Annotated in this window: 19 protein-coding genes; 13 read left to right on the top strand and 6 right to left on the bottom strand. The window is 73.6% G+C overall.

The window, feature by feature from the left end; all coding sequences use genetic code 11:
* Positions 1-66: 66 nt before the first annotated feature.
* From ACZ592_RS30440 to amaP, 5 genes are read left to right on the top strand one after another with little or no spacing between them, the layout of a single operon-like run.
* Entirely contained in the window at positions 67-555 is a 489-nt protein-coding gene (locus ACZ592_RS30440) for an Asp23/Gls24 family envelope stress response protein (protein WP_471584887.1), read from the top strand.
* Positions 556-578: 23 nt separating this feature from the next.
* Positions 579-764, top strand: coding sequence for a hypothetical protein (locus ACZ592_RS30435; protein WP_471584886.1), 186 nt, complete (start codon positions 579-581; stop codon positions 762-764).
* Positions 765-767: 3 nt separating this feature from the next.
* Positions 768-1,118 carry an Asp23/Gls24 family envelope stress response protein gene (locus ACZ592_RS30430; protein ID WP_471584885.1) on the top strand — a complete coding sequence of 117 codons (351 nt, stop codon included), beginning with the start codon at positions 768-770 and terminating at the stop codon, positions 1,116-1,118.
* Positions 1,115-1,783 carry a DUF6286 domain-containing protein gene (locus ACZ592_RS30425; RefSeq protein ID WP_471584884.1) on the top strand — a complete coding sequence of 223 codons (669 nt, stop codon included), beginning with the start codon at positions 1,115-1,117 and terminating at the stop codon, positions 1,781-1,783. Before ACZ592_RS30430 ends, ACZ592_RS30425 begins: the two co-directional genes overlap by 4 nt.
* A complete protein-coding gene (amaP, locus tag ACZ592_RS30420; RefSeq protein WP_471584883.1) occupies positions 1,780-2,367 on the top strand; it encodes an alkaline shock response membrane anchor protein AmaP in 588 nt (195 codons plus the stop codon). Before ACZ592_RS30425 ends, amaP begins: the two co-directional genes overlap by 4 nt.
* 33 nt (positions 2,368-2,400) lie before the next feature.
* On the opposite strand, the gene ACZ592_RS30415 is transcribed toward amaP, so the two are convergent.
* The 6 genes from ACZ592_RS30415 to ACZ592_RS30390 all read right to left on the bottom strand — a co-directional run bounded on the left by ACZ592_RS30415 (position 2,401) and on the right by ACZ592_RS30390 (position 8,038).
* On the bottom strand, positions 2,401-3,156 hold the full coding sequence (locus tag ACZ592_RS30415; protein WP_471584882.1) for an SDR family oxidoreductase: 756 nt from the start codon (positions 3,154-3,156) through the stop codon (positions 2,401-2,403).
* A 5-nt stretch (positions 3,157-3,161) separates the two neighbouring features.
* Positions 3,162-4,940, bottom strand: a complete 1,779-nt coding sequence (locus ACZ592_RS30410) for a glycoside hydrolase family 15 protein (protein WP_471585099.1) — start codon at positions 4,938-4,940, stop codon at positions 3,162-3,164.
* A 162-nt stretch (positions 4,941-5,102) separates the two neighbouring features.
* On the bottom strand, positions 5,103-5,891 hold the full coding sequence (locus ACZ592_RS30405) for an SURF1 family cytochrome oxidase biogenesis protein (RefSeq protein WP_471584881.1): 789 nt from the start codon (positions 5,889-5,891) through the stop codon (positions 5,103-5,105).
* An 81-nt stretch (positions 5,892-5,972) separates the two neighbouring features.
* Positions 5,973-6,206, bottom strand: coding sequence for a hypothetical protein (locus ACZ592_RS30400; RefSeq protein WP_150166323.1), 234 nt, complete (start codon positions 6,204-6,206; stop codon positions 5,973-5,975).
* 130 nt (positions 6,207-6,336) lie between these two features.
* Positions 6,337-7,332: a DEDDh family exonuclease gene (locus ACZ592_RS30395; RefSeq protein WP_471584880.1), complete on the bottom strand. Its 996-nt coding sequence runs from the start codon at positions 7,330-7,332 to the stop codon at positions 6,337-6,339.
* A 31-nt stretch (positions 7,333-7,363) separates the two neighbouring features.
* The gene (locus ACZ592_RS30390; RefSeq protein WP_471584879.1) at positions 7,364-8,038 is read right to left on the bottom strand and encodes a TetR/AcrR family transcriptional regulator; all 675 of its coding nucleotides are present in this window, start codon (positions 8,036-8,038) and stop codon (positions 7,364-7,366) included.
* Positions 8,039-8,120: 82 nt separating this feature from the next.
* Between ACZ592_RS30390 and ACZ592_RS30385 the strand changes: the two genes are divergently transcribed.
* The 8 genes from ACZ592_RS30385 (at position 8,121) to ACZ592_RS30350 (ending at position 19,493) form a co-directional block, all read left to right on the top strand.
* Entirely contained in the window at positions 8,121-8,918 is a 798-nt protein-coding gene (locus ACZ592_RS30385; protein WP_471584878.1) for an acetoacetate decarboxylase family protein, read from the top strand.
* 1 nt (position 8,919) lies between these two features.
* Positions 8,920-9,804: an SDR family NAD(P)-dependent oxidoreductase gene (locus tag ACZ592_RS30380; RefSeq protein ID WP_471584877.1), complete on the top strand. Its 885-nt coding sequence runs from the start codon at positions 8,920-8,922 to the stop codon at positions 9,802-9,804.
* Positions 9,805-9,836: 32 nt separating this feature from the next.
* Complete coding sequence (locus tag ACZ592_RS30375; RefSeq protein WP_471584876.1) at positions 9,837-11,126, top strand: amidohydrolase family protein; 1,290 nt, start codon at positions 9,837-9,839, stop codon at positions 11,124-11,126.
* The gene (locus ACZ592_RS30370) at positions 11,123-12,352 is read left to right on the top strand and encodes an amidohydrolase family protein (RefSeq protein ID WP_471584875.1); all 1,230 of its coding nucleotides are present in this window, start codon (positions 11,123-11,125) and stop codon (positions 12,350-12,352) included. The genes ACZ592_RS30375 and ACZ592_RS30370 overlap by 4 nt, the downstream gene beginning before the upstream one ends.
* A 103-nt stretch (positions 12,353-12,455) precedes the next feature.
* Entirely contained in the window at positions 12,456-17,675 is a 5,220-nt protein-coding gene (locus tag ACZ592_RS30365; RefSeq protein ID WP_471584874.1) for an HD domain-containing protein, read from the top strand.
* Positions 17,672-18,016 (top strand): hypothetical protein, encoded by a 345-nt coding sequence (locus ACZ592_RS30360; RefSeq protein WP_471584873.1) that lies wholly within the window; start codon positions 17,672-17,674, stop codon positions 18,014-18,016. Before ACZ592_RS30365 ends, ACZ592_RS30360 begins: the two co-directional genes overlap by 4 nt.
* The gene (locus tag ACZ592_RS30355; RefSeq protein WP_471584872.1) at positions 18,013-18,684 is read left to right on the top strand and encodes a hypothetical protein; all 672 of its coding nucleotides are present in this window, start codon (positions 18,013-18,015) and stop codon (positions 18,682-18,684) included. Before ACZ592_RS30360 ends, ACZ592_RS30355 begins: the two co-directional genes overlap by 4 nt.
* A 62-nt stretch (positions 18,685-18,746) precedes the next feature.
* Entirely contained in the window at positions 18,747-19,493 is a 747-nt protein-coding gene (locus tag ACZ592_RS30350) for a VIT1/CCC1 transporter family protein (protein WP_471584871.1), read from the top strand.
* The last annotated feature ends 96 nt before the right edge of the window (positions 19,494-19,589 follow it).

Here is a 19,589-nt window from a genome sequence, read left to right as displayed (position 1 = left end):
AGCAGCCCCACTCGATGGATCACATCCCCTACGGGGCGGTTCCCTTTCGAAAGGAACGGGACGGCGATGACCGACAGCGGACAGCGGAACACGTCTCAGACGCTGCAGAAGGACACCCCCGACGAGAAGGCGGCCAGGCCGGCGGCCAAACGGGGTGGTGGTGACCCCGCGAGCCGGGGCCGCACCACCATCGCGGACGGCGTGGTCGAGAAGATCGCCGGACTCGCCGCGCGCGATGTCGACGGCGTGCACGCGATGGGCGGCGGCCTCGCCCGGACCTTCGGCGCCGTGCGCGACCGGGTCCCCGGCGGCTCGAAGTCTGTGTCGCGCGGCGTGAAGGCCGAGGTCGGCGAGGTGCAGACCGCGCTCGACCTGGAGATCGTCGTCGAGTACGGCGTGTCCATCGCGGACGTCACCCAGGACGTGCGCGAGAGCGTGATCACGGCCGTCGAGCGCATGACCGGGCTCGAGGTCGTCGAGGTCAACATCGCGGTCAGCGATGTGAAACTGCCCGACGAGGACGATGACGACGAGTCCGAGGGACGCCTCCAGTAGGACGTCTCGCTAAGGAGCGCACGATGAGCATGGCCGTGATCGGCATGGTGGCCGGAATGGCACTCGGCTTCGCCGGATACTTCGGTGGATTCGGGGCGTTCCTGCTGGTGGCCGCCTTGGGCGCCATCGGGTACGTGGCCGGGCGGTTCCTCGAGGGGGACCTGGAGCCCGGTGAATTCTTCCGCACCCGCGGCGACCGGCGGCGGTGAGCGGTGGCGGCACAGGTCGCACCCAGGGAGCGCGGCGCGACCCGGATCGCCGACCGGGTCGTCGCCAAGATCGCCGCGCGGGCGGCGCGTGAGGCGGTGGACGCGGACGCCGTGCCGCCCGAGGGACCGCCGCCGCGCGCCACGGTCTCCGTCCGCCACGAGTCGGCCCGCGTCCACGTCAGCCTCGAACTGGACTACCCCTGCGACATCGGCGGTCAGTGCGGCGCGGTGCGTCGTCAAGTCGCCCAGCGGGTAAAGGCGTTGGCGGGGATGGACGTGCCGGAGGTGGCCGTCCACGTGGAGCGGCTGCACTCGGCGCGGGTACGCGCCGCGGCACAGGGGAGGACACGATGAGCGACCCCCGAGGGGGCGGCGGCACCCAGCCGCTGCCGGTCATCGAACAGAGCGAGAGCGAGCTCGGCCAGTCGGCCTCCGCGGCCGCCTACCAGCCGCTGCCCACGCTCTCCGACGACGAGAAGGCCCCTCGGTTCTGGTCGCCCCGCCGGGTGCCCGCGGCGATCCTCGCCGTGCTGCTGCTCGGCGGCGCAGGTCTGTTCCTCTACGACGTCGTCGCCGTGCGGGCCGACCATCCCGCGATGCGCTGGCGGCGCGAACTGGCCCACCAGCTCGGCGAGCGCCACCTCGACGACACCGCCGTGCTGGTGGGCGCCGCCGTGGCGGCGCTCGTCGGCATCTGGCTCTTCGTGCTGGCGGTGACGCCCGGGCAGCGCGGGGTGCTGCCGATGCGGCGTACGCACTCCGACGTACGCGCGGGGCTGTACCGCGGCGCCGCCGCCATGGTGCTGCGCGACCGGGCCATGGACGTGGCGGGCGTGCAGTCCGTACGGGTCCGCATGTCGCGCTCCACGGTGGACGTGCGCGCGGTGTCGCACTTCCGTGAACTCGACGACGTACGCGCGGACCTGGACGCGAGCCTGAGCGACGGCATCCGCGACCTCGGCCTCGCACGCGCTCCCGGCCTCAAGGTCCACGTGGCCCGGCCCGGCAGGAAGGGATGACCCCGATGCTGCACACGGTCAACCGCGTGGTCCTCGGCCTCGTCGGGCTCGCGCTGCTCGTCCTCGGCGGCTCCGTGCTCGCCGTCGGGCTCGGCGCCTCCCCGCCCTCCTGGTGGATCCACGACGGCACGGGCGACGTGCTGGTCAGCGCCGCGGACCGGGCGCGGTGGCGGGACGAGGGGTGGTTCTGGCCCACCGTCATCGCGGCCCTCGCGGTCTGTGTCCTGCTCGCGCTGTGGTGGCTCTCCGCGCAGCTGCGCAGGCACCGCCTCGCCGAGGTCCTGGTGGAGACCGGGGACGGTGAGGGCGCGCTGCTGCGCGGCCGGGCCATGGAGAACGTCCTGGCCGGTGAGGCCGAGGCGCTGGACGGCGTCGAGCGCGCCCACGTCCTGCTGACCGGGCGGCGCAGCACGCCGCGGGCGCGCGTGGACCTCGTGCTCGAACCCCACGCCACGCCGTCCGAGGCGCTGCACCGGCTCTCCGGTGAGACCCTCGCGCACGCCCGCGACTCCGCGGGCCTGGCGAGCCTGCCCGCGACGGTGCGGCTGCGCGGGCTCAAACACCGCGCCGAACGCGTGAGTTGAGCCCGCCTTCGGTGACCGTGTGCCGGGCGGCGGTCAGAAGCCGCTGCGCGAGCCGCCGTCCACCGGCACCATGATCCCCGTCAGGTAGGACGCGGCGGGCGAGAGCAGGAACGCCGCCGTGCGGCCGAACTCCTCCGGGGTGCCGTAGCGGCGCAGCGGAATGCCCGCCTCGTTCGCGGCGCGGGCGGCCTCCGGGTCGGGCGAGAGACCGTCGAGCTGGCGCATCCGGTCGGTGCCGATCCGGCCGGGCAGCACGCCGACGACGCGGATGCCGCGCGGGCCGAGCTCGTCCGCGAGGGACTTGGCGAATCCGGCGAGACCCGGGCGCAGACCGTTCGAGATGGTCAGGCCCGCGATCGGCTCGTACACCGAACCCGAGAGGACGAAGCCGATGACACCGCCCTCGCCGAGCTCGGCGGCGGCGGTCCGGGCGAGCCGCACGGCGCCGAGGAAGACCGAGTCGAAGGCCGCCTGCCACTGCTCGTCGGTGTTGTCGGCGACGAAGCCGGGGGCGGGCCCGCCGACGCTGATCAGTACGCCGTCGAAGCCGCCGAAGTGCTCGCGCGCCGCGGCGATGAGCGCGCCCGCGGCGGCCGGGTCGGCATTGTCGGCGGCCACGCCCACCGCATTGGCGCCGAGCTCGGCGGCCGCCTCGGCTGCCGTCTTCTCGTCGCGCCCCGTGAGCACGACCTTCGCGCCGTCCGCGACCAGGGCACGGGCGGTGGCGTTGCCGAGGCCGCGGGTGGCGCCGGTGACTACGTAGACACGGTTTTCCAGTCCAAGATCCATGCCCCCTATCCTCCCGCGTTCTCGCCGAAGAGCGCGAGGGCGGTGTTCACCAGTCCGATATGGCTGAATGCCTGCGGAAAGTTCCCCAGCTGCCGGCCGGCCTCGGGGGCGTACTCCTCCGCGAGCAGCCCCACGTCGTTGCGGAGCGAGAGCAGGCGCTCGAAGAGTGCGCGCGCCTCCTTCGTGCGGCCCGTCATGTGCAGCGCGTCCGCAAGCCAGAAGGAGCAGACGACGAAGACGCCCTCCTGGCCCGGCAGGCCGTCGAGGGCCGCCTGCTCCGCGGTGTAGCGGCGGAGCAGCCCGTCGTGGCCGAGTTCGGTGTGCACCGCGTCGATGGTGCCGATGACGCGCGGGTCGTCGGGCGGCAGGAAGCCGACGCGCGGGATGAGCAGCAGCGAGGCGTCGAGTTCGGCGGAGCCGTAGGACTGGGTGAAGGTGTTGCGCGTCGCGTCGTAGCCGCGCTCGCAGATCTCGCGGTGCACCTCGTCCCGCAGCTTCCGCCAGCGCTCGACGTCGCCGTTCAGCTCCGGGTTCTCCTCCAGGGCGCGCACCGTGCGGTCGGCGGCGACCCACACCATCACCTTCGAGTACACGAAGTGGCGGCGCGGCCCGCGCACCTCCCACAGGCCTTGGTCCGGCTCGCGCCACTTCTCGTGCAGGAATTCGAGCAGGGACAGCTGCAGGTTCCAGGCGTGCGACGGGGTACTGAGGCCCGAACGGTCGGCGAGCGCCAGGGAGTCGACGACCTCTCCGTACACGTCGAGCTGCAGCTGCTCGACCGCTTCGTTGCCGACGCGCACCGGCGCGGATCCCGCGTAGCCGGGCAGCCACGGCACGTCGTACTCGGGAAGGCGCCGCTCCCCGGCGAGGCCGTACACGATCTGCAGGTCGTCCGGGTTGCCCGCGGCGGCGCGCAGCAGCCAGTCGCGCCAGGCCGAGGCCTCCTCCGAGTACCCGGCCGCGAGCAGCGCGCCCAGGGTGAGCGTGGAGTCGCGCAGCCAGCAGTAGCGGTAGTCCCAGTTGCGGACGCCGCCGGGCTCCTCCGGCAGTGAGGTGGTGGGGGCGGCCACGATGCCGCCGGTGGGGGCGTAGGTGAGGGCCTTGAGGGTGATGAGGGAGCGGACGACGGCGTCGCGGTGCGGGCCGTCGTAGGTGCAGCGCGCCGCCCAGGCGCGCCAGTCCTCCAGGCTGTGGCGCAGTGACTCGAAGGGGTCGATGAGTGGCGGCCGGGGCTCGTGCGAGGGGTGCCAGGTGAGGACGAACGCCACCTTCTCGCCCTCCTCGACGGTGAACTCGGAGTGGGTGCAGAAGTCCTCGCCCCAGGTCCGCACGGCCGGTTCGCTGCGCAGCCACACCGCGTCGGGACCCGCCACGGCCACCCGGTGACCGTCCTGCCTGCGCATCCACGGCACGACCGAGCCGTAGTCGAAGCGGAGCCGGAGCGTGCTGCGGACGGTGACGGAGCCCTTGAGGCCTTCGACGATGCGCACGACGTCGGGGGCCTTGTCGCGCTGCGGCATGAAGTCCGTGACGCGCACGGAGCCGTCCTCGGTGTCCCACTCCGAGTCGAGGACCAGGGAATCGGAGCGGTAGGCGCGGCGGGTGCAGGGGCCCGCGCCCTTGGGGGCGACGCGCCAGTGGCCGTTCTCCTCGTCGCCGAGCAGGGCGGCGAAGCAGGCCGCCGAGTCGAAGCGGGGCAGGCAGAGCCAGTCCATGGAACCGTCCCTGCCGATCAGGGCGGCGGTCTGGAGGTCGCCGATGAGCGCGAGGTCCTCGATGGGTATGACGCCCTCGGCGGGCGCGGGGACTTCGGTGGGCGCGGGATCTTCGTTGCGACGGGACACGGAAGACGAGTGCCCGGGGAGGGCGCGCGTCAATCGGGCGGGTGTTCGCGGTGCCGGTCGCGTCGGACCGGTGGCCGGCGAACCGGTCGCCGGAAGAGGCGGCTAGACGCCCGCCGTGGCCGTCTCCGGCGCGGGGGCCTGTGCCGCCGCCGCGCGGTCGTGCCGCTCCCTGCGGACCAGGATCACCCAGCCGATCGGGACGCCGGAGGCGAACAGCCACCACTGGACCGCGTACGCCATGTGCGCGCCGATGCTGTCGTGGTCCGGCTCGCCGATCAGCTGGGGGGAGCCGTCGGCCGGCTCGGGCGCGCTCTGCTCGACGTAGCCGCCGAGGACCTGCTTGCCGAGGCTGTCGGCCTGCTGGCCGCTGCTGATCAGCATGATCTGACGGTCCGGCAGGCCCCGGACGTCCTTGATGCCGCTGGCCGCGGACGTCTCGTCGGCCATCAGGCGGCCGGTGACGGTGACGCGGCCCTTGGGGGCGGCGGGGATCTTCGGGAAGGCGGTCTGCGGTCCGTCGGCCGGGATCCAGCCGCGGTTGACGAGCAGGACCTTGCCGTCGCCGAGGACGAACGGCGTCAGGACGTGGAAGCCGACCTCGTCGTCGGAGTTGGTGCGGCGGCGCACGACGACCTCGTGCCGCGTGTCGAACGTGCCCTTGGCGCTCACCCGGCGGTACAGGTCCTTGTCGGGAACCTCGTGGCCGGGCGAGGTCAGCTTCTCGGCCGGGACCGGGTCGGCGGCCAGCGCGTCGGCGATCCGCTGGTTCTGCGCGACGCGGTGCTGGTGGCGGTGCAACTGCCAGAAACCCAGCTCGACCATCACGGGGATGAGAACGAGGGCGATGAGGGTGAGGATCACCCACTGCCGGGTCAACAGGAAGCGGTACACCCCACGACCGTACATCCAGGGCCGCGGGGTGTCGGGGGAGGGGTCGGGATGAGCCGGTGGCCCGGAGCGCCGGGCGCCGGGTCACACGTTGTCGACGATGCCCACCCGCCCCTCCGCGCGCGAGCAGTGGGCGCCGCAGTACCAGTGGCCCTCCACCTCGACACCCTGGCCGATGATGCGGCACCGGCAGTGCTCGCAGATGGGCGCCATCCGGTGGATGGCGCAGGAGAAGCAGTCAAAGACGTGCACCGCACCTTGTGCGTGCACTTCGAAGGACATGCCGTAGTCGTTTCCGCAGACCTCGCAACGTGCCATGCGCCACAGGGTGGGACGCCGGTGCGGTGCGGGGCGAGCGGGCGGCGGGCGAGTCGTGCGGCAATCACCCGTCTGACGGCCGGGGCCGCGCTTTCCCGCCGGCTCGGGGACCCGCCTCGGCGCCGTCCCGTCACGACTCCGTGGCCGGCGTCACGTCCTGGAGGAGCTGTCCGAACGCCGCCTCGTCGATCACCGGCGTGCCGAACGAGCGCGCCTTGACGGTCTTGGACGTGCCCGAGTCCGGGTCGTTGGTGACGAGCAGGCTGGTGAGGCGGGACACGCTCGTCGCGATGTGCAGCCCGGCCTCCACCGCCCGGTCCTCCAGGAGTTCGCGCTCCACGGAGGTGTCTCCGGAGAACGCGACCCGCATGCCCTGCTTGAGCGGTTTGCCCGGTTCGTAACGCCCCGGGTTCGGGTACGGGCACGCCGGGCGCTTGCGCGAGGGGCGCCAACTCCCGGGACGGTACGAGGACGAGGGGACCGGCCCCGTCGACTGGCGCACGACGCGCGGTGCCCCGTCGGACCACTCGGTCAGCGGACGGCACTCCAGGAGCGGCAGGCGCACGTTGCCGCCGGCCGCCGCCCTGAGGCTCGGGCGGAACGCCTCGGCGAGGACGCGCGCGTCGTCCAGCGCGTTGTGCGCGTGCCGCTGCTCGACGCCGAAGTGCGCGGCCAGGGACTCCAGCTTGTGATTGGGCAGCGGGAGCGCCAGCTCCTTGGAGAGCGCGATGGTGCACAGGCGCTGGCGCACGGGGGCGGTGCGCTCCGCGCGCGCGTACTCCCTGGCGATCATCGACCAGTCGAAGACGGCGTTGTGCGCGACCAGGACGCGGCCGTCCAGGCGGCCCGCGAACTCCTCGGCGATGTCCTGGAACAGGGGCGCGCCCGCGAGCACCTCGCTGGTGAGGCCGTGGATCCAGACCGGGCCCGGGTCACGCTGCGGGTTGACCAGCGTGTACCAGTGGTCCTCGATCTCGCCCCGGGCGTCCACGCGGTAGACGGCGGCCGACACTATGCGGTCGTCGCGGGCCAGGCCGGTGGTCTCCACGTCGACGACCGCGTACCCCGTTGGATACGCGGCCGGCCACGGGGCGGCGGACGCTTCGGTCGTGCGGTCTTCGAGCATGGTCCATGAGGATACGGGCCGCGACCGACAGTCAGCTCCCCGGTCCGAGCAGCCCGGCCACCAGAGCCCTGACGGAGGAGGTGAACAGCGCCTCCGGGTCGACCGGTCCCGCCAGCGCGCGGGCCAGCGCGCCGTCCTGCTCCGCCGCTTGCGCGGTCCACAGCTCCTCCTCGCCCGGGTGCTGCACCGGGGCGCGCGCACGGTTGCGCTCGACCAGGACGTGGCCCACCACGTGGATCTGGACCGCGCGCACGGCGTCGGCGGCGCGGGCGCCGCGCAGCCCCGCCTCGTGCAGCTCGTGCACGAGGGTGCGCTGGGCGGGCAGGAACATCCGTTCCGTCAGGCCCCGTTCGTGGACCATCGCGACGAGGTGCGGATGGTCCAGGAGCTGATGGCGCAGGGCGCGGGCCACGGAGGCGACGCGCTGCGCGGGGGTACGGCCGCTCGCGCGGATCTCCCCGAGGTCGGCGAGGGTGCGTCCGACGAGGGCGTCCAGGAGCGACTCGCGGTTGCCGACGTGCCAGTAGATCGAGGTGACGGCGGTGCCGAGCTCGGCGGCGAGCGCCCGCATCGTCAGGGCCCCGGGCCCGTGCCGCTTGACGAGGCGCGCCGCCGTGTCCAGGACCTGCTCCCGGTCCAGGGGCACGCGGGACGCCTTGGCCGCACGGTTCCGCGTCCCGTCGCGCTGCGTCTCTTTACCCTTCACGAGTCCTGTTGTAACTGTGTTACAGAACCGCCGCAAGTCCCGGCCGCGGACCCGATTCCGCGCTGACGAAGGGTGGTACGACATGGCACGCATACGCTACGGAGCGCGCACCGAGGCGGAGATCGCCGCCGCGCGCACCGCGAGTTCCCGGCTCCCCGACATCTGGTCCACGGGCGTGGTGGCCGTCTGGGAGAGCGATCCGGACGCGGTCGCGGCGGTCCTGCCGCCGCCGCTGAAGCCCACCGGGCGGCCCCTGGTGCGGGTGAACATCAGCAAGGTGGACCTGCCCGGCTACCCGCTGGGCGCGGGCTCGGTCGCCGTCGCCGCCGAGCACGCGGGCGTGGCGGGCTGGTATCCGCTGGTGATGCCGATGACCCACGAGCGGGCCCTGATCGGCGGGCGCGAGGTCTTCGGCGAGCCGAAGAAGCTCGGCGAGGTGGAGGTCGAGCGCGACGGCCTCGTCGTACGGGCGAGCCTCGCCCGGCACGGCATCGCCTTCGTGGAGGTGCGCGGCGCGGTCAGCGGCGACCTGCCCCTCCCCGAGCCGACGCAGAAGACCGACTTCTACTTCAAGTTCCTCCCCGCGGTGGACGGTTCGGGCTTCGAGGCGGATCCGGTGCTCGTGCACTGCGTACGCAACGAGAAGGTCCGCAAGCTGGAGGCCGTCACCGGGGACGTCGTGCTGCGCGAGTCGATGTACGACCCGGTGGCCGACCTGCCGGTGCGCGCCCTCGTCGAGATCACCCTCGGCGAGAAGACCACCGACCAGCGGGGCCGCGTCGCCGAGCGCGTCAGCGCGCAGGCCCTGCTGCCCTACATCCACCAGCGCTACGACGACCCCGCGCAGATCCTCGACGGGCCGCCCGAGGGGAGTGCCTGAGATGGAGCTGCGCACCGGGCAGGTCGCCGTCGTCACCGGCGCGGCGAGCGGCATCGGGCTCGCCATGGCGCGGCGGTTCGCGGCGGACGGCCTGAAGGTGGTCCTCGCGGACGTCGAGGAGGGCCCCCTGGAGAAGGCGGCCGCCTCCCTCCGGGAGGACGGGGCGACGGTCCACGCGCGCGTGGTCGACGTCGGCGCGCGCGACCAGGTCGTCGCCCTCGCCGAGGAGACGTACGCGAGGTTCGGTGCCGTCCACGTGCTGTGCAACAACGCCGGGGTCGGCTCCGGCGCCGAGGGACGCATGTGGGAGCACGAGCCCAACGACTGGAAGTGGGCCTTCGAGGTCAACGTCTGGGGGGTCTTCCACGGCATCCAGGCCTTCGTGCCCCGGATGATCGCGGGCGGCGAGCCGGGCCACGTCGTCAACACCTCCTCCGGGGACGGCGGCATCGCCCCGCTGCCCACCGCCTCCGTGTACGCGGTCACCAAGGCCGCCGTGGTGACGATGACCGAGTCGCTGTACGCCCACCTCAAGGCCGAGCGCGTGCGGGTGGGCGCCTCCGTGCTCTTCCCCGGGCCCCACATGCTCCGCACCGGCCTGTGGGAGTCGCACCGCAACCGGCCCGACCGCTACGCCAAGTCCCGCCCCCGCAAGACTCCTTACCGCAGCCTCGACCAGTGGGAGAGCGCGATGAAGGAGGCGGGCAACGAGGTGGAGTTCACGCCCGTCGAGCAGGTCGCGGACTTCGTGGCCGACGGCATCACCGCCGGCCGCTTCTGGCTGCTCCCGCCCGGCGAGCACAGCGACCGGCAGATCAGGGCACGGTCGCAGTCGATGCTCGACCGGTCCGACCCGGCCTACCTGGAAAGCTTCATCCTGGACTGAGGGACCGTCCGGGACCTACTGAGGGACGTGTGATGACGGCTCAGCAGAACGACCCGTACCTGATCATCTCCTCCGACTGCCACGCCGGGCTCCCCACCGAGGAGTACCGGCCCTACCTCGACAGCCGCTTCCACCGGGACTTCGACCAGTTCCTCGGGGAGCGCGACGAGCGCCGCGCGGAGGCGACCCGGCTCGGCATCCGCAACGACGCGTTCGCCGCCAAGTGGTTCCAGGACAACGAAGAGGGCCTGCGCGGCGGCTGGGAGACCGCGCAGCGCCTCAAGGAGCTGGACGGCGACGGCGTGGCCGCCGAGGTCGTCTTCCCCGACGCGGACGCCGTCGACAGCCAGACCGCCGCGCCCTTCGGTGTCGGCCTCGGCCTCTCCGGCGACCAGGACCCCGAGCTCGGCATGGCCGGCGCGCAGGCACACAACCGCTGGCTCGCCGACTTCGTCTCCGAGCACCCCGAACGGCACTGCGGTGTCGCCCTGCTGCCCATCACCGGCGAGGTCGACCGCGTCGTCGCCGAGGTGCACCGCGCCAAGGAGTCGGGGCTCGGCGCGCTCATGATCCCCTCCATGTGGGTCGACAAGGCGCCCTACCACGACCGGCGTTACGACCCCGTGTGGGCCGCGGCGGCCGAGTGCGCGATGCCCGTGGTCACGCACTCCGGGGCGGCGCCCCGCCACGAGTACGGCGACCATCTCGGGATCTACGTCTCCGAAGTGACGTGGTGGCCCGCCCGGCCGCTCTGGTTCATGCTCTGGTCCGGCGTCTTCGAACGCCACCCGGGGCTCAGGTTCGGTGTCGCGGAGTCCGGCTGCTGGTGGCTGCCGAACCTCCTGTGGTTCATGGACCGCCTCTACCTGGGCGCGCACGGCGGCAAGAAGCTCTCCCCGTTCGCCGAGCTGAAGCGCCCGCCGCACGAGTACCTCGACCGGCAGATCTTCGTCTGCGCCACCAACACCAAGCGCCGCGAGCTCGCCCAGCGCTACGAGATCGGCGTCGACAACATCCTGTGGGGCAGCGACTTCCCGCACCCCGAGGGCACCTGGCCCGACACGCGCGCGTGGCTGAAGAAGACCTTCCACGACATCCCGGTGGCGGAGACCCGCCGCATGCTGGGCCTCGCCGCCGCCGAGGTCTTCGGCTTCGACACGGCCGAACTCGCGCCGCTGGCGCGCAGGATCGGCCCCACCCCCGCCGAGCTCGGCCAGGACGCCGACCAGAGCGCCGTGGAGGCCTCCTGGGCGCGCTCGCGCGAGGTGGGCCGGCACTGGCTGACCGACCACGACTTCCCGACGCTAGGGGCGACCCCATGACCGAGGACCGCTACACCGTCATCTCCGCGGACTGCCACGCGGGTGCCGACCTGCTGGACTACCGGCCCTACCTGGAGTCCCGCCACCACGACGCGTTCGACGCGTGGGCGGCCACCTACGTCAATCCGTACGAGGACCTCCTCGCGGACACCGCCGACCGCAACTGGAACTCGGACCGCCGCATCGCCGAACTCGAGGCGGACGGCATCGTCGCCGAGGTCGTCTTCCCGAACACCATCCCGCCCTTCTTCCCGACCGCCTCACTGATGGCGCCGGCCCCCACCCGCGAGGAGTTCGAACAGCGCTGGGCGGGCCTGCGGGCCCACAACCGCTGGCTCGCGGAGTTCTGCGCCGCCGCCCCCGGCCGCAGGGCGGGCGTCTTCCAGATCCTCCTCAACGACGTCGACCGGGCCGTCGAGGAGATCCACCGGTCGGCGAAGGCGGGCCTGACCGGCGGCCTCATGCTGCCCGGCACGCCACCAGGTTCGGGTCTGCCCGAGCTCTACTCCTCGGCGTACGACCCGATCTGGGCGGCCTGCGCCGAACTGGGCGTCCCCGTCAACCACCACGCGGGCTCGGCATCGCCGCCGCTCGGCGACGAGCCGGCCGCGCGCGCGGTGTTCATGGTCGAGACGACGTGGTTCTCGCACCGCGCGCTGTGGCACCTCGTGTTCGGCGGCGCCTTCCGGCGCCATCCGGAGCTCAGGCTGGTCCTCACCGAACAGGGCTCGGGATGGGTCCCCGGGGTGCTCGACATGCTGGACTACTACCACGGGCGGCTCGTCGCGGCGGCCACCGGGGCGGACACCGCCGAGTCCAAGTTCGGGGCGGGCCTGGCCGATTCGATGGGCAAGGGGCCGTCGCAGGTGTGGCGCGAGAACTGCTTCGTGGGCGCCAGCTTCATGCGCCCGCACGAGGCGGCGCTGCGCGACCGCATCGGCCTCGACAAGATCATGTGGGGCAGCGACTACCCGCACGACGAGGGCACCCACCCGTACTCGCGCGAAGGCCTGCGCGTCGCCTACGCGGGGCTGCCCAGGGACGAGATCGCGGCCATGGTCGGCGGCAACGCGGCCCGCGTCTACGGCTTCGACCTGGTCAGGCTCGGCGAGATCGCCGCGCGCGTGGGGCCCACGGTCCAGGAACTGGACGAGCCCCTCAAGGAGGCGCCCGCCGACGCCACCAGCCCGGTGTTCGCGTCGGGCGGCTCGGTGCGGGTCTGGTGAGCGGCTAGCGGTCCGGGGTGGCACCGGTGAGGCGGTGCCACCCCGGGGCCCCTGTGGGATCCTGGCCCGCATCGGGCTCGGTTCGACGGGAGGCACGGGGGCCATGGGGGAGAGCAAGCGGGCGCTGATCATCGCGGTGCCACGCTACGAACTGGAGGAGGAGTTCCCGGACCTGAGCCCGGCCGTCCACCACGACGCGGACGTCCTCGGCGACGCGCTGCACTCCTCCGGGTACAGCGTCGAGGTGCTCGGGCTCACCCCCGACCGGCCCGCCCAGCGCTCCCGGATCCGCAGCGCGATCAGCAGGATCTGCTGCACCGCGCCGACGGACGCCACCGTCCTCATCCACTTCACCGGCCACGGCCTCTCCCTCGGCGGCGCCGACCACCTCGTGCCCGCCGACGCCCAGTTGAGCTGGGTCGCCCAGCCGCCCGAGGTGGCCGTCGACAGCCTCATCGACCTCGACCTGGCCTCGCTGCTCCAGGGCTGCCGTGCCGACACGGTCCTCCTCACCGTCGACGCCTGCCGCGACCCCGCGGGCCCGGACGGCGGTTCGCACGGCGGCGGCTCCGCGACCAACTTCCCCGCGTGGCGCGACCGCGTCGCCGTCCTCTTCGGCTGCGGCCCCGGCCAGACCTGCGGCGCCGACGACGAGCGGGGCAGTCACTTCACGCGCGCGCTCGCCGAGGCCCTGGACGCCGACACCCCGCCGCGCACGGTGGCCGAGGTCATCGCGTACACGACCACGCGCACCACCGAGCTGGCCCGCGCCGCCCGCCACGAGCAGACCCCCACCCCGCACTACGCGCCGGCCGGACCCGACGCCATCGCCCCGGTGCCGCTCTGCTCCGGACGCACGCTCCAGGAGTCCTGGTCGACGGCGGTCCGCGACCCCGAACTGTGGGCGGCCGTCCGCTGCGACGACGACCGCAGGACCCGCCTCCAGCAGGCACTGGCCGAGCTCACCCGGCAGTGCGCGCGCTGGTACGGCTCCGCGACGGCCGGCGTGCCCGACCCCTGGGCGGACGACGACTACCCCGTGCGGGTCCTCACCAAGGGCCTGCGGCCGCTGCTCGCCCCCTCGCAGACCCAGGGCGGCCCGCTCCTGGACGCGGGCGAGTTCGCCGTCCTCGCGGCGGCCCCCTTCGTGCGTGAGGCGCTGTACGCCCTCGGCGTGAAGGCGGCGACCGCGGCGGGTGCCTTCCAACTCGAACCGGCCGTGCGGGACTCCGGGATCGAGAGCGAGCGGGTGGACCTGGAGCACACGTTCGCCGCGCACGCCCTGATCTGGCGCAAGGGCCGCGAACTCGCCGCCCGCGGGCGCGCCGACGAGGCCCGGGCCGTCGCCGCCTGGCTCATGCACCGGCACGTCCGCGGCAGGGAGGAACTGTGGGACGAGGCGTACGCGGCCCAGCTCCTGACCCCGCTCGCCACGGCGCTCATCGGCGAGGACGCGCCGCCGCGACGCGTCGCGGAACTCACCGACGAGCTCGTGCGCGTCTGCCGCCAGACCGGGGTCGTGCCCGCCCAGTCCTACGACGACGAGCGCGAACCGCCCTTCCGCCTCGACGAACTCGTGCGTTCGGGTCCCCCGGGCGGCTGCGAGGCGACGGAGAGCTGGCGCCCCCGCGAGCTGTCCTGGCTGACGGCCGTCGCCGGTCTGCTCGGCGGCGACCTCAGGGAACTGCCCGGTGTCCTCGTGGACAACGTGGGCGTCGCCGACGGCCTCGTACCCCGCCAGGCCGTGGAGAGCGTACGGGAGTTGCGGTGGGTCAGGGACCGCTACACCCGCGCCGTCGACCTCGACCTGCAGTGCCCGCACCCCGCCGTCCACGCCGGACTCGAAGCGCTGACCGGCTGGACGGACGACGCCGTGCTGCGCATCCGGCAGCACCTCGGCCGGCCCGTGCCGGACGGCCTCCTCGCCCACCTGCCCGAGCGGGTCACCTGCGGCAGGCTGCGCCCCCAGTACGACGTCCGCACGAAGGGCGACGCCTACGGAGTGCCCCTCATGCGCTTCGGCCTCGCCGAGGACGAGATGCGCGAACTCCTCATGGGCACCCAGCTCTACGGGGACCGCAACCTCGCCCTGCGCGAGCTCTACCAGAACGCCCTGGACGCCTGCCGCTACCGCCAGGCCCGGCTGCGCTACGGCAAGGCAGGCAAGGGCATCCCGTACTCCTGGGAGGGCGAGATCGTCTTCCGCCAGGGCACGGACGAGGAGGGGCGCTCCTACGTGGAGTGCGAGGACAACGGCGTCGGCATGGGGCGCGACACGCTCCGCGGCACGTTCTCGCGCGCGGGGCGGCGCTTCGAGCAGTCCCGCGAGTACCGCAGGGAGCAGGCCCGCTGGCGGCGGGCCGACGACAGCCTGCGCATCTACCCCAACAGCCGTTTCGGCGTAGGGGTCTTCAGCTACTTCATGCTGGCCGACGAGATCAGCATCTCCACCCGCGCCACGGACGAGTACGGCCGCGCGCGTTCCGGCCGCGGGCTGCGCGTGGACATCGCCTCCAGCGGCAGCCTGTTCCGCATCGGCGACCGTGACGAGTCCCGGCCGGGCGGCGGCACCTGCGTGCGGCTGTACCTCCAGGGCGACCAGGTCGACGTGGCGGAGGAACTCGGCGCGCTGGTCTGGCGGTCGGACTTCGCGCTGCGGGTCGAGCGGGACGGCGAGACGGTGCGGGAGTGGGAGCCGGACACGCTCTACTACGAGGGCGACGCGACTCGCCCGGTGCGGGCGTCCCGCGACCTGTGGTGGGTGCCGGGGGAGGGGCGGCTGCTGGCGGACGGGGTGCTGGTGGCGGAGCCGCCCGGCGACGGGGGACCGTACAAGGAGAGCGAGTCCCAACTGCCCGCCTGGAAGGCCGGGGCCGAGGAGGAGCCGATCGGCGGCTGGTCCAAGGGCTTCCCCTTCGGCTGCGTGATGGACCTGCGGGAGAGCCACGCACCCGACATCAGCACCAGCAGGACCAGGGTCTTCTCCTACGACCAGGCCTGGGTGGCGCGACAGATCATCGACGCCTGCGCGGACTTCGAGCCGCCCGGGTGGTTCAGCCTGGAGTGGCTCTGGGACTTCGCGCCGTGGCTGCCCGAAGGGGCTTCCCTGCTGACGGAACGGCTGCTCGCCACGGACGCGTACGTCGCCAGCGGCCTGACCTGGGAACGGACGGCGGCCATTCCCTTCCGCCGGGTCGGGTACTTCCCCGGCGACCCCGACCTCGCCGTGGAACGGGACAGGAACAGGTTCGCGCACTTCCCCACGGTGAGCCGGTCCTTCCAGGCCTGGCGGTCCGCGATCCTGCGCGACGCGCGGATCCACCGGCGCAGCCGGGGCACGGACCTCGCCGTGCCGGACACCGTCGAGGGATATCCACTGCCCCAGGGCTGGGAATCGCGCGTGGTGGCGCGCGGGACGGACGCGACGCACATCCTGCTGAGGGCCGCGCTGCCCGCGGCCGGCGAGGCGTGCAGCGTGGGGCGGCTGCTCGGCCGCCTGCGGCGCCACGCGATCACCGGCGCCCGCGTCCCCGAGGTGCCCGACCTCGACACGGCCCACGCCACGGAACTGGACGCCGTGGACCGCGGGCTGCTCCTCGGCCGACGGTTCTACGACGGGCTGTTCAGACACTGGGAGCCCACGGCGTACGGCCCGCTGCCCCTGCTCTCGGTGGTCAGGACCCTCTCCGCGGAGGAGGGGCTCCCGGTGTCCGAGGCGCTGGGCCGGGCCCGCCGGTTCGCGGCCGTCGGGCTGGCGATCGAGTCGTTCCTGCCCGTCCGGGCCGTCGCCCCGGACCACGTGGCCACCGACGAGGAGCTGAGGGCGCTGTCCTGGCACCCTCAGCTCGCCGGACCGAAGCGGACCGGCATGGTCGGCCCCCGGCCGTCCGACACCTTCTACGCGGACACCCTGCGGCGCTACGCCTGGTGGGGGCTGCCCGACCTCCCCGCCGTGCCCGGACGGGACGACGCCGGGGCGCAGGACACCGTACCGAGACCGAGCGAAGCGGAAACGGACGAGTTCGGCCAGTACTTCACCTACCACCCCGTCGACTCCGACCTGTCACTCGTCCAACTGGCCGTCGCCTCCAGCGCGTTGTCCCTCACCTTCGCCGAGGTCGTCGAGCGCTTCGCCGCGACCCTCGCCTGGCGCCGCGTGCGCGTTCCCGAACTCGGTGCGCTGGCCGGACACGTCTCCGGCCGGCTCGAGTGCGAACTGCTCCAGGGCTCCGAGCCCAGGTTCTACGGTGAGGTGCCCGACCGGACCCCCGCCGCGCTGCTGAGCACCGCCCGTGCGGTGGCGGCCGTCCAGGCGGACGCGGACCAGGTCCGCGAGGCCCTGGTGGGCCTCGCGGCCGCCGGGCTGGTCCACGAGTCGGCGCCCGGACTCGTGGACAGCTGGCGCGGCCTGTCGCACGGCGACCTGCAGCTGCTGCCCGGCGGACGGAACACGATCGCCCTCGACCGCATGGACGACGGCCTGCTCTCGTCGGAGATCGGGCAGAAGGCGTTCGACGCGCCCTACGCGATGACGGCCGCGGCCACTGCCGCGATGCCTTTCGGGGAGGCCTGCGACCGGCTCGCCGAGCTCGGCCCGCAGACCGGTCACCCGGTGTCCCTGCCTCGGCCGCTCGCGGCGGAACTCGTCGGCGCGCGCCCCTCCGAGCAGGACATGAAGGCCTGCTGCGTGATGGGCAGGGACGGCGCGGTCTGGCGCGAGTCGCCCGGGGTGGACGTCCTGATCCAGCACGCGCGGGCGCGCGGCGGCACGCTGGGGGCGAGCCTCGATGAGCTGAGCCGGTACGCCCCCGTCGGCGGCCCCTGGAGGGACGTGACGGACGGCGACCAGGCCTGGCGCGAGCACCGGCCGACCTCGCACGACAGCACGATGTTCGCCGCCGACCTGGCGGGCGACCGCCCCGTCACCCCTCTGGACCTCCTCCGTGTCGCGGGCCGCTTCGGCTGGCCCGTGGACCGGGCCTGGGACCGGCTCGCCCTGTACCGGCCCTTCGGCGTGGAACTGGCCGTTCAGAGGCCGGAGTCGAGCGTCGTACCCGCCTGGGAGGATCTGATCCTGCTCACCGAGCGGTACACCGGTCGTGCGCCCGCGCTCACCGGCGAGGTGAGTGCCGACCGGATCGCCGTCGTGGCGCGCGAGGTGGACCGGCCCACCGGGTGGGTGTGGGACCGACTCGCCCTGTACGCACCGCTGTTCGGCCTGACACCGCCCGCGCACTGCCCGCCCGAGCCCGCGCCGACCCCCCGGGCGCGGCCCTACCGCCCCGCCCCCACCGGCCGACCCACGGAGAACGACGCCCCATGACGTCCGCCCATGATCCGACGCCGTTCCAGGAGTCGGAGATCCAGCCCCGCTCCCCCTTCACCGTGGAGCGGTCCGCCGACGGGCGCTGGTACACCGTGACCGGCGACTGCCCGGCCTGCCGGGCCCGCACCGTGTTCCGGGTCGCCTTCGGGGTGCTCGGCCCCGCCAAGGGGCTCAGGCGGCGCAGGACCGGGCCCGAGCCTCTCTCCGGCCCGATCACGGTCTACTGCCAGTGCGGCTACCCGCACCCCGACCGGCCGCCCGAGTCGCCCGACTCGGGCTGCGGGGCGTTCTGGGACGTCCCCGTGCCGCCTCCCGGGCAAGGCGGTGCCACTCCGTGACCGACCTCGCCAAGAAGAGGTTCGCGCAGCTCGGTCAGCAGCTCCAGGCCGACCAGCTCGGCGCCGTCCGGCGGCAGGCCGAGGGGTGGCGCAACGGACTCGCCGGGCTCACCGGCCTGGTCGGCGCGGTCTTCGTGCTCAAGGGCCGCGAGAGCGTCGCGGGCATGCCGGACCTCTGGCGGTGGACCACGGCGGGCCTGCTCGTCGCCGCCTTCGCCCTGCTGCTCTCCGGGGCGCTCAGGGCGGTGCGTGCGGCACACGGCAGGCTGGGGCAACAGGCCTGGCTGAGCGGCGACCGGCTCTTCGCCGCGGTCCTCGACGAGGTCGAGGAGACCCAGGACGCGCTGGCCTCCGCACGGCGGCGCTCGGTCGTGGGGCTGTGCGCGATCGTCGCCGCACTGGCGGTCAGCTGGGTCGTGCCGGTCGACGCCGACGCGGGGAAGACGGACGGGAAGAGGGCCGTGACGCCGGCCGCCCAGGTGCCCCACGTCCTGGTGACGACGGCAACGGGAACCGTCTGCGGCGAGCTGGTGGTGAGCGACGCCCGGGGCGTGACGGTCGGGGTGGCGCCCGGCGTGAGGGGAGAGGGACGACGGGAGGGGAAGCCGGTCCGGCGGACCATCGCCCCCGACGAGGTCCGCTCGATGGTTCCCGTAGGGCACTGCTGAGCGCGCCCCCTACGACGGCGTGCCAGTGGTGGCCGGGCGCGCCGTGGTGAGACCCTCCCCGGATGAGCGATCGGACGACAGGGCGCGACGACGGCTCGTCCCAGGGAGCGACGCACGACGAGGCGCACGGCGGAGCCCTCGGCACCCGGCTCAACTGGCTGCGCGCCGCCGTCCTCGGGGCCAACGACGGCATCGTCTCCACGGCGGGCCTCGTCGTCGGCGTCGCGGGCGCCACGGGCGACCGGAGCGCCCTGCTGACGGCGGGCCTGGCCGGGCTGCTCGCCGGGTCGATGTCCATGGCCGCGGGCGAGTACGTCTCCGTGTCCACGCAGCGCGACTCGGAGAAGGCCGCGCTGGCCATGGAGAGGCGTGAGCTGCGGGAGCGGCCCGAGGCCGAACTGGCCGAGCTGACCGACCTCCTGGCCGACCGGGGGCTGAGCCGCGAGGTGGCCCGCGAGGCCGCCGAACAGCTCACGGAGCGGGACGCCCTGCGCGCCCACGCGCGCGTGGAGCTCGGCATCGACCCGGACGCGCTGATCAACCCCTGGCACGCCGCCTGGGCCAGCTTCGTCGCGTTCACCGCGGGCGCGCTCCTTCCGCTCCTCGCGATCGTGCTGCCCCCCGCCGGCCTGCGGCTCGGCGTCACGGTCGTCTCCGTCCTCGCGGCGCTGGCCCTCACCGGCTGGAGCAGCGCCCGGCTGGGCGCGGCGGACGTGCGCCGCGCCGTGCTGCGCAACGTCGGGGGAGGGGCGCTCGCGATGGCGGTGACGTATGGCGCGGGGGCGTTGCTGGGGGCGGTCGGCGTGTGAGGCCCCGATCCCGCGGTGTGCGGAGCGCCTTTGGAGAGGATCACCAACAACGCGTCCCGTACCGCCGGTAATACTTGTCGGTAACAACCCCTAGTC

The organism is Streptomyces sp. NPDC040622 (assembly GCF_055593965.1).
This window is presented reverse-complemented; position numbering and strand designations above follow the sequence as displayed.

What these genes read in the sequence shown, in the direction of transcription:
- ACZ592_RS30415 (WP_471584882.1), bottom strand. Translation starts at nt 3,156, where the DNA reads ATGGATCTTGGACTGGAAAACCGTGTCTACGTAGTCACCGGCGCCACC.
- ACZ592_RS30435 (WP_471584886.1), top strand. Translation starts at nt 579, where the DNA reads ATGAGCATGGCCGTGATCGGCATGGTGGCCGGAATGGCACTCGGCTTC.
- ACZ592_RS30425 (WP_471584884.1), top strand. Translation starts at nt 1,115, where the DNA reads ATGAGCGACCCCCGAGGGGGCGGCGGCACCCAGCCGCTGCCGGTCATC.
- ACZ592_RS30350 (WP_471584871.1), top strand. Translation starts at nt 18,747, where the DNA reads ATGAGCGATCGGACGACAGGGCGCGACGACGGCTCGTCCCAGGGAGCG.
- ACZ592_RS30375 (WP_471584876.1), top strand. Translation starts at nt 9,837, where the DNA reads ATGACGGCTCAGCAGAACGACCCGTACCTGATCATCTCCTCCGACTGC.
- ACZ592_RS30400 (WP_150166323.1), bottom strand. Translation starts at nt 6,206, where the DNA reads ATGGCACGTTGCGAGGTCTGCGGAAACGACTACGGCATGTCCTTCGAA.
- amaP (WP_471584883.1), top strand. Translation starts at nt 1,780, where the DNA reads ATGACCCCGATGCTGCACACGGTCAACCGCGTGGTCCTCGGCCTCGTC.
- ACZ592_RS30385 (WP_471584878.1), top strand. Translation starts at nt 8,121, where the DNA reads ATGGCACGCATACGCTACGGAGCGCGCACCGAGGCGGAGATCGCCGCC.
- ACZ592_RS30395 (WP_471584880.1), bottom strand. Translation starts at nt 7,332, where the DNA reads ATGCTCGAAGACCGCACGACCGAAGCGTCCGCCGCCCCGTGGCCGGCC.
- ACZ592_RS30370 (WP_471584875.1), top strand. Translation starts at nt 11,123, where the DNA reads ATGACCGAGGACCGCTACACCGTCATCTCCGCGGACTGCCACGCGGGT.
- ACZ592_RS30440 (WP_471584887.1), top strand. Translation starts at nt 67, where the DNA reads ATGACCGACAGCGGACAGCGGAACACGTCTCAGACGCTGCAGAAGGAC.
- ACZ592_RS30360 (WP_471584873.1), top strand. Translation starts at nt 17,672, where the DNA reads ATGACGTCCGCCCATGATCCGACGCCGTTCCAGGAGTCGGAGATCCAG.
- ACZ592_RS30365 (WP_471584874.1), top strand. Translation starts at nt 12,456, where the DNA reads ATGGGGGAGAGCAAGCGGGCGCTGATCATCGCGGTGCCACGCTACGAA.
- ACZ592_RS30380 (WP_471584877.1), top strand. Translation starts at nt 8,920, where the DNA reads ATGGAGCTGCGCACCGGGCAGGTCGCCGTCGTCACCGGCGCGGCGAGC.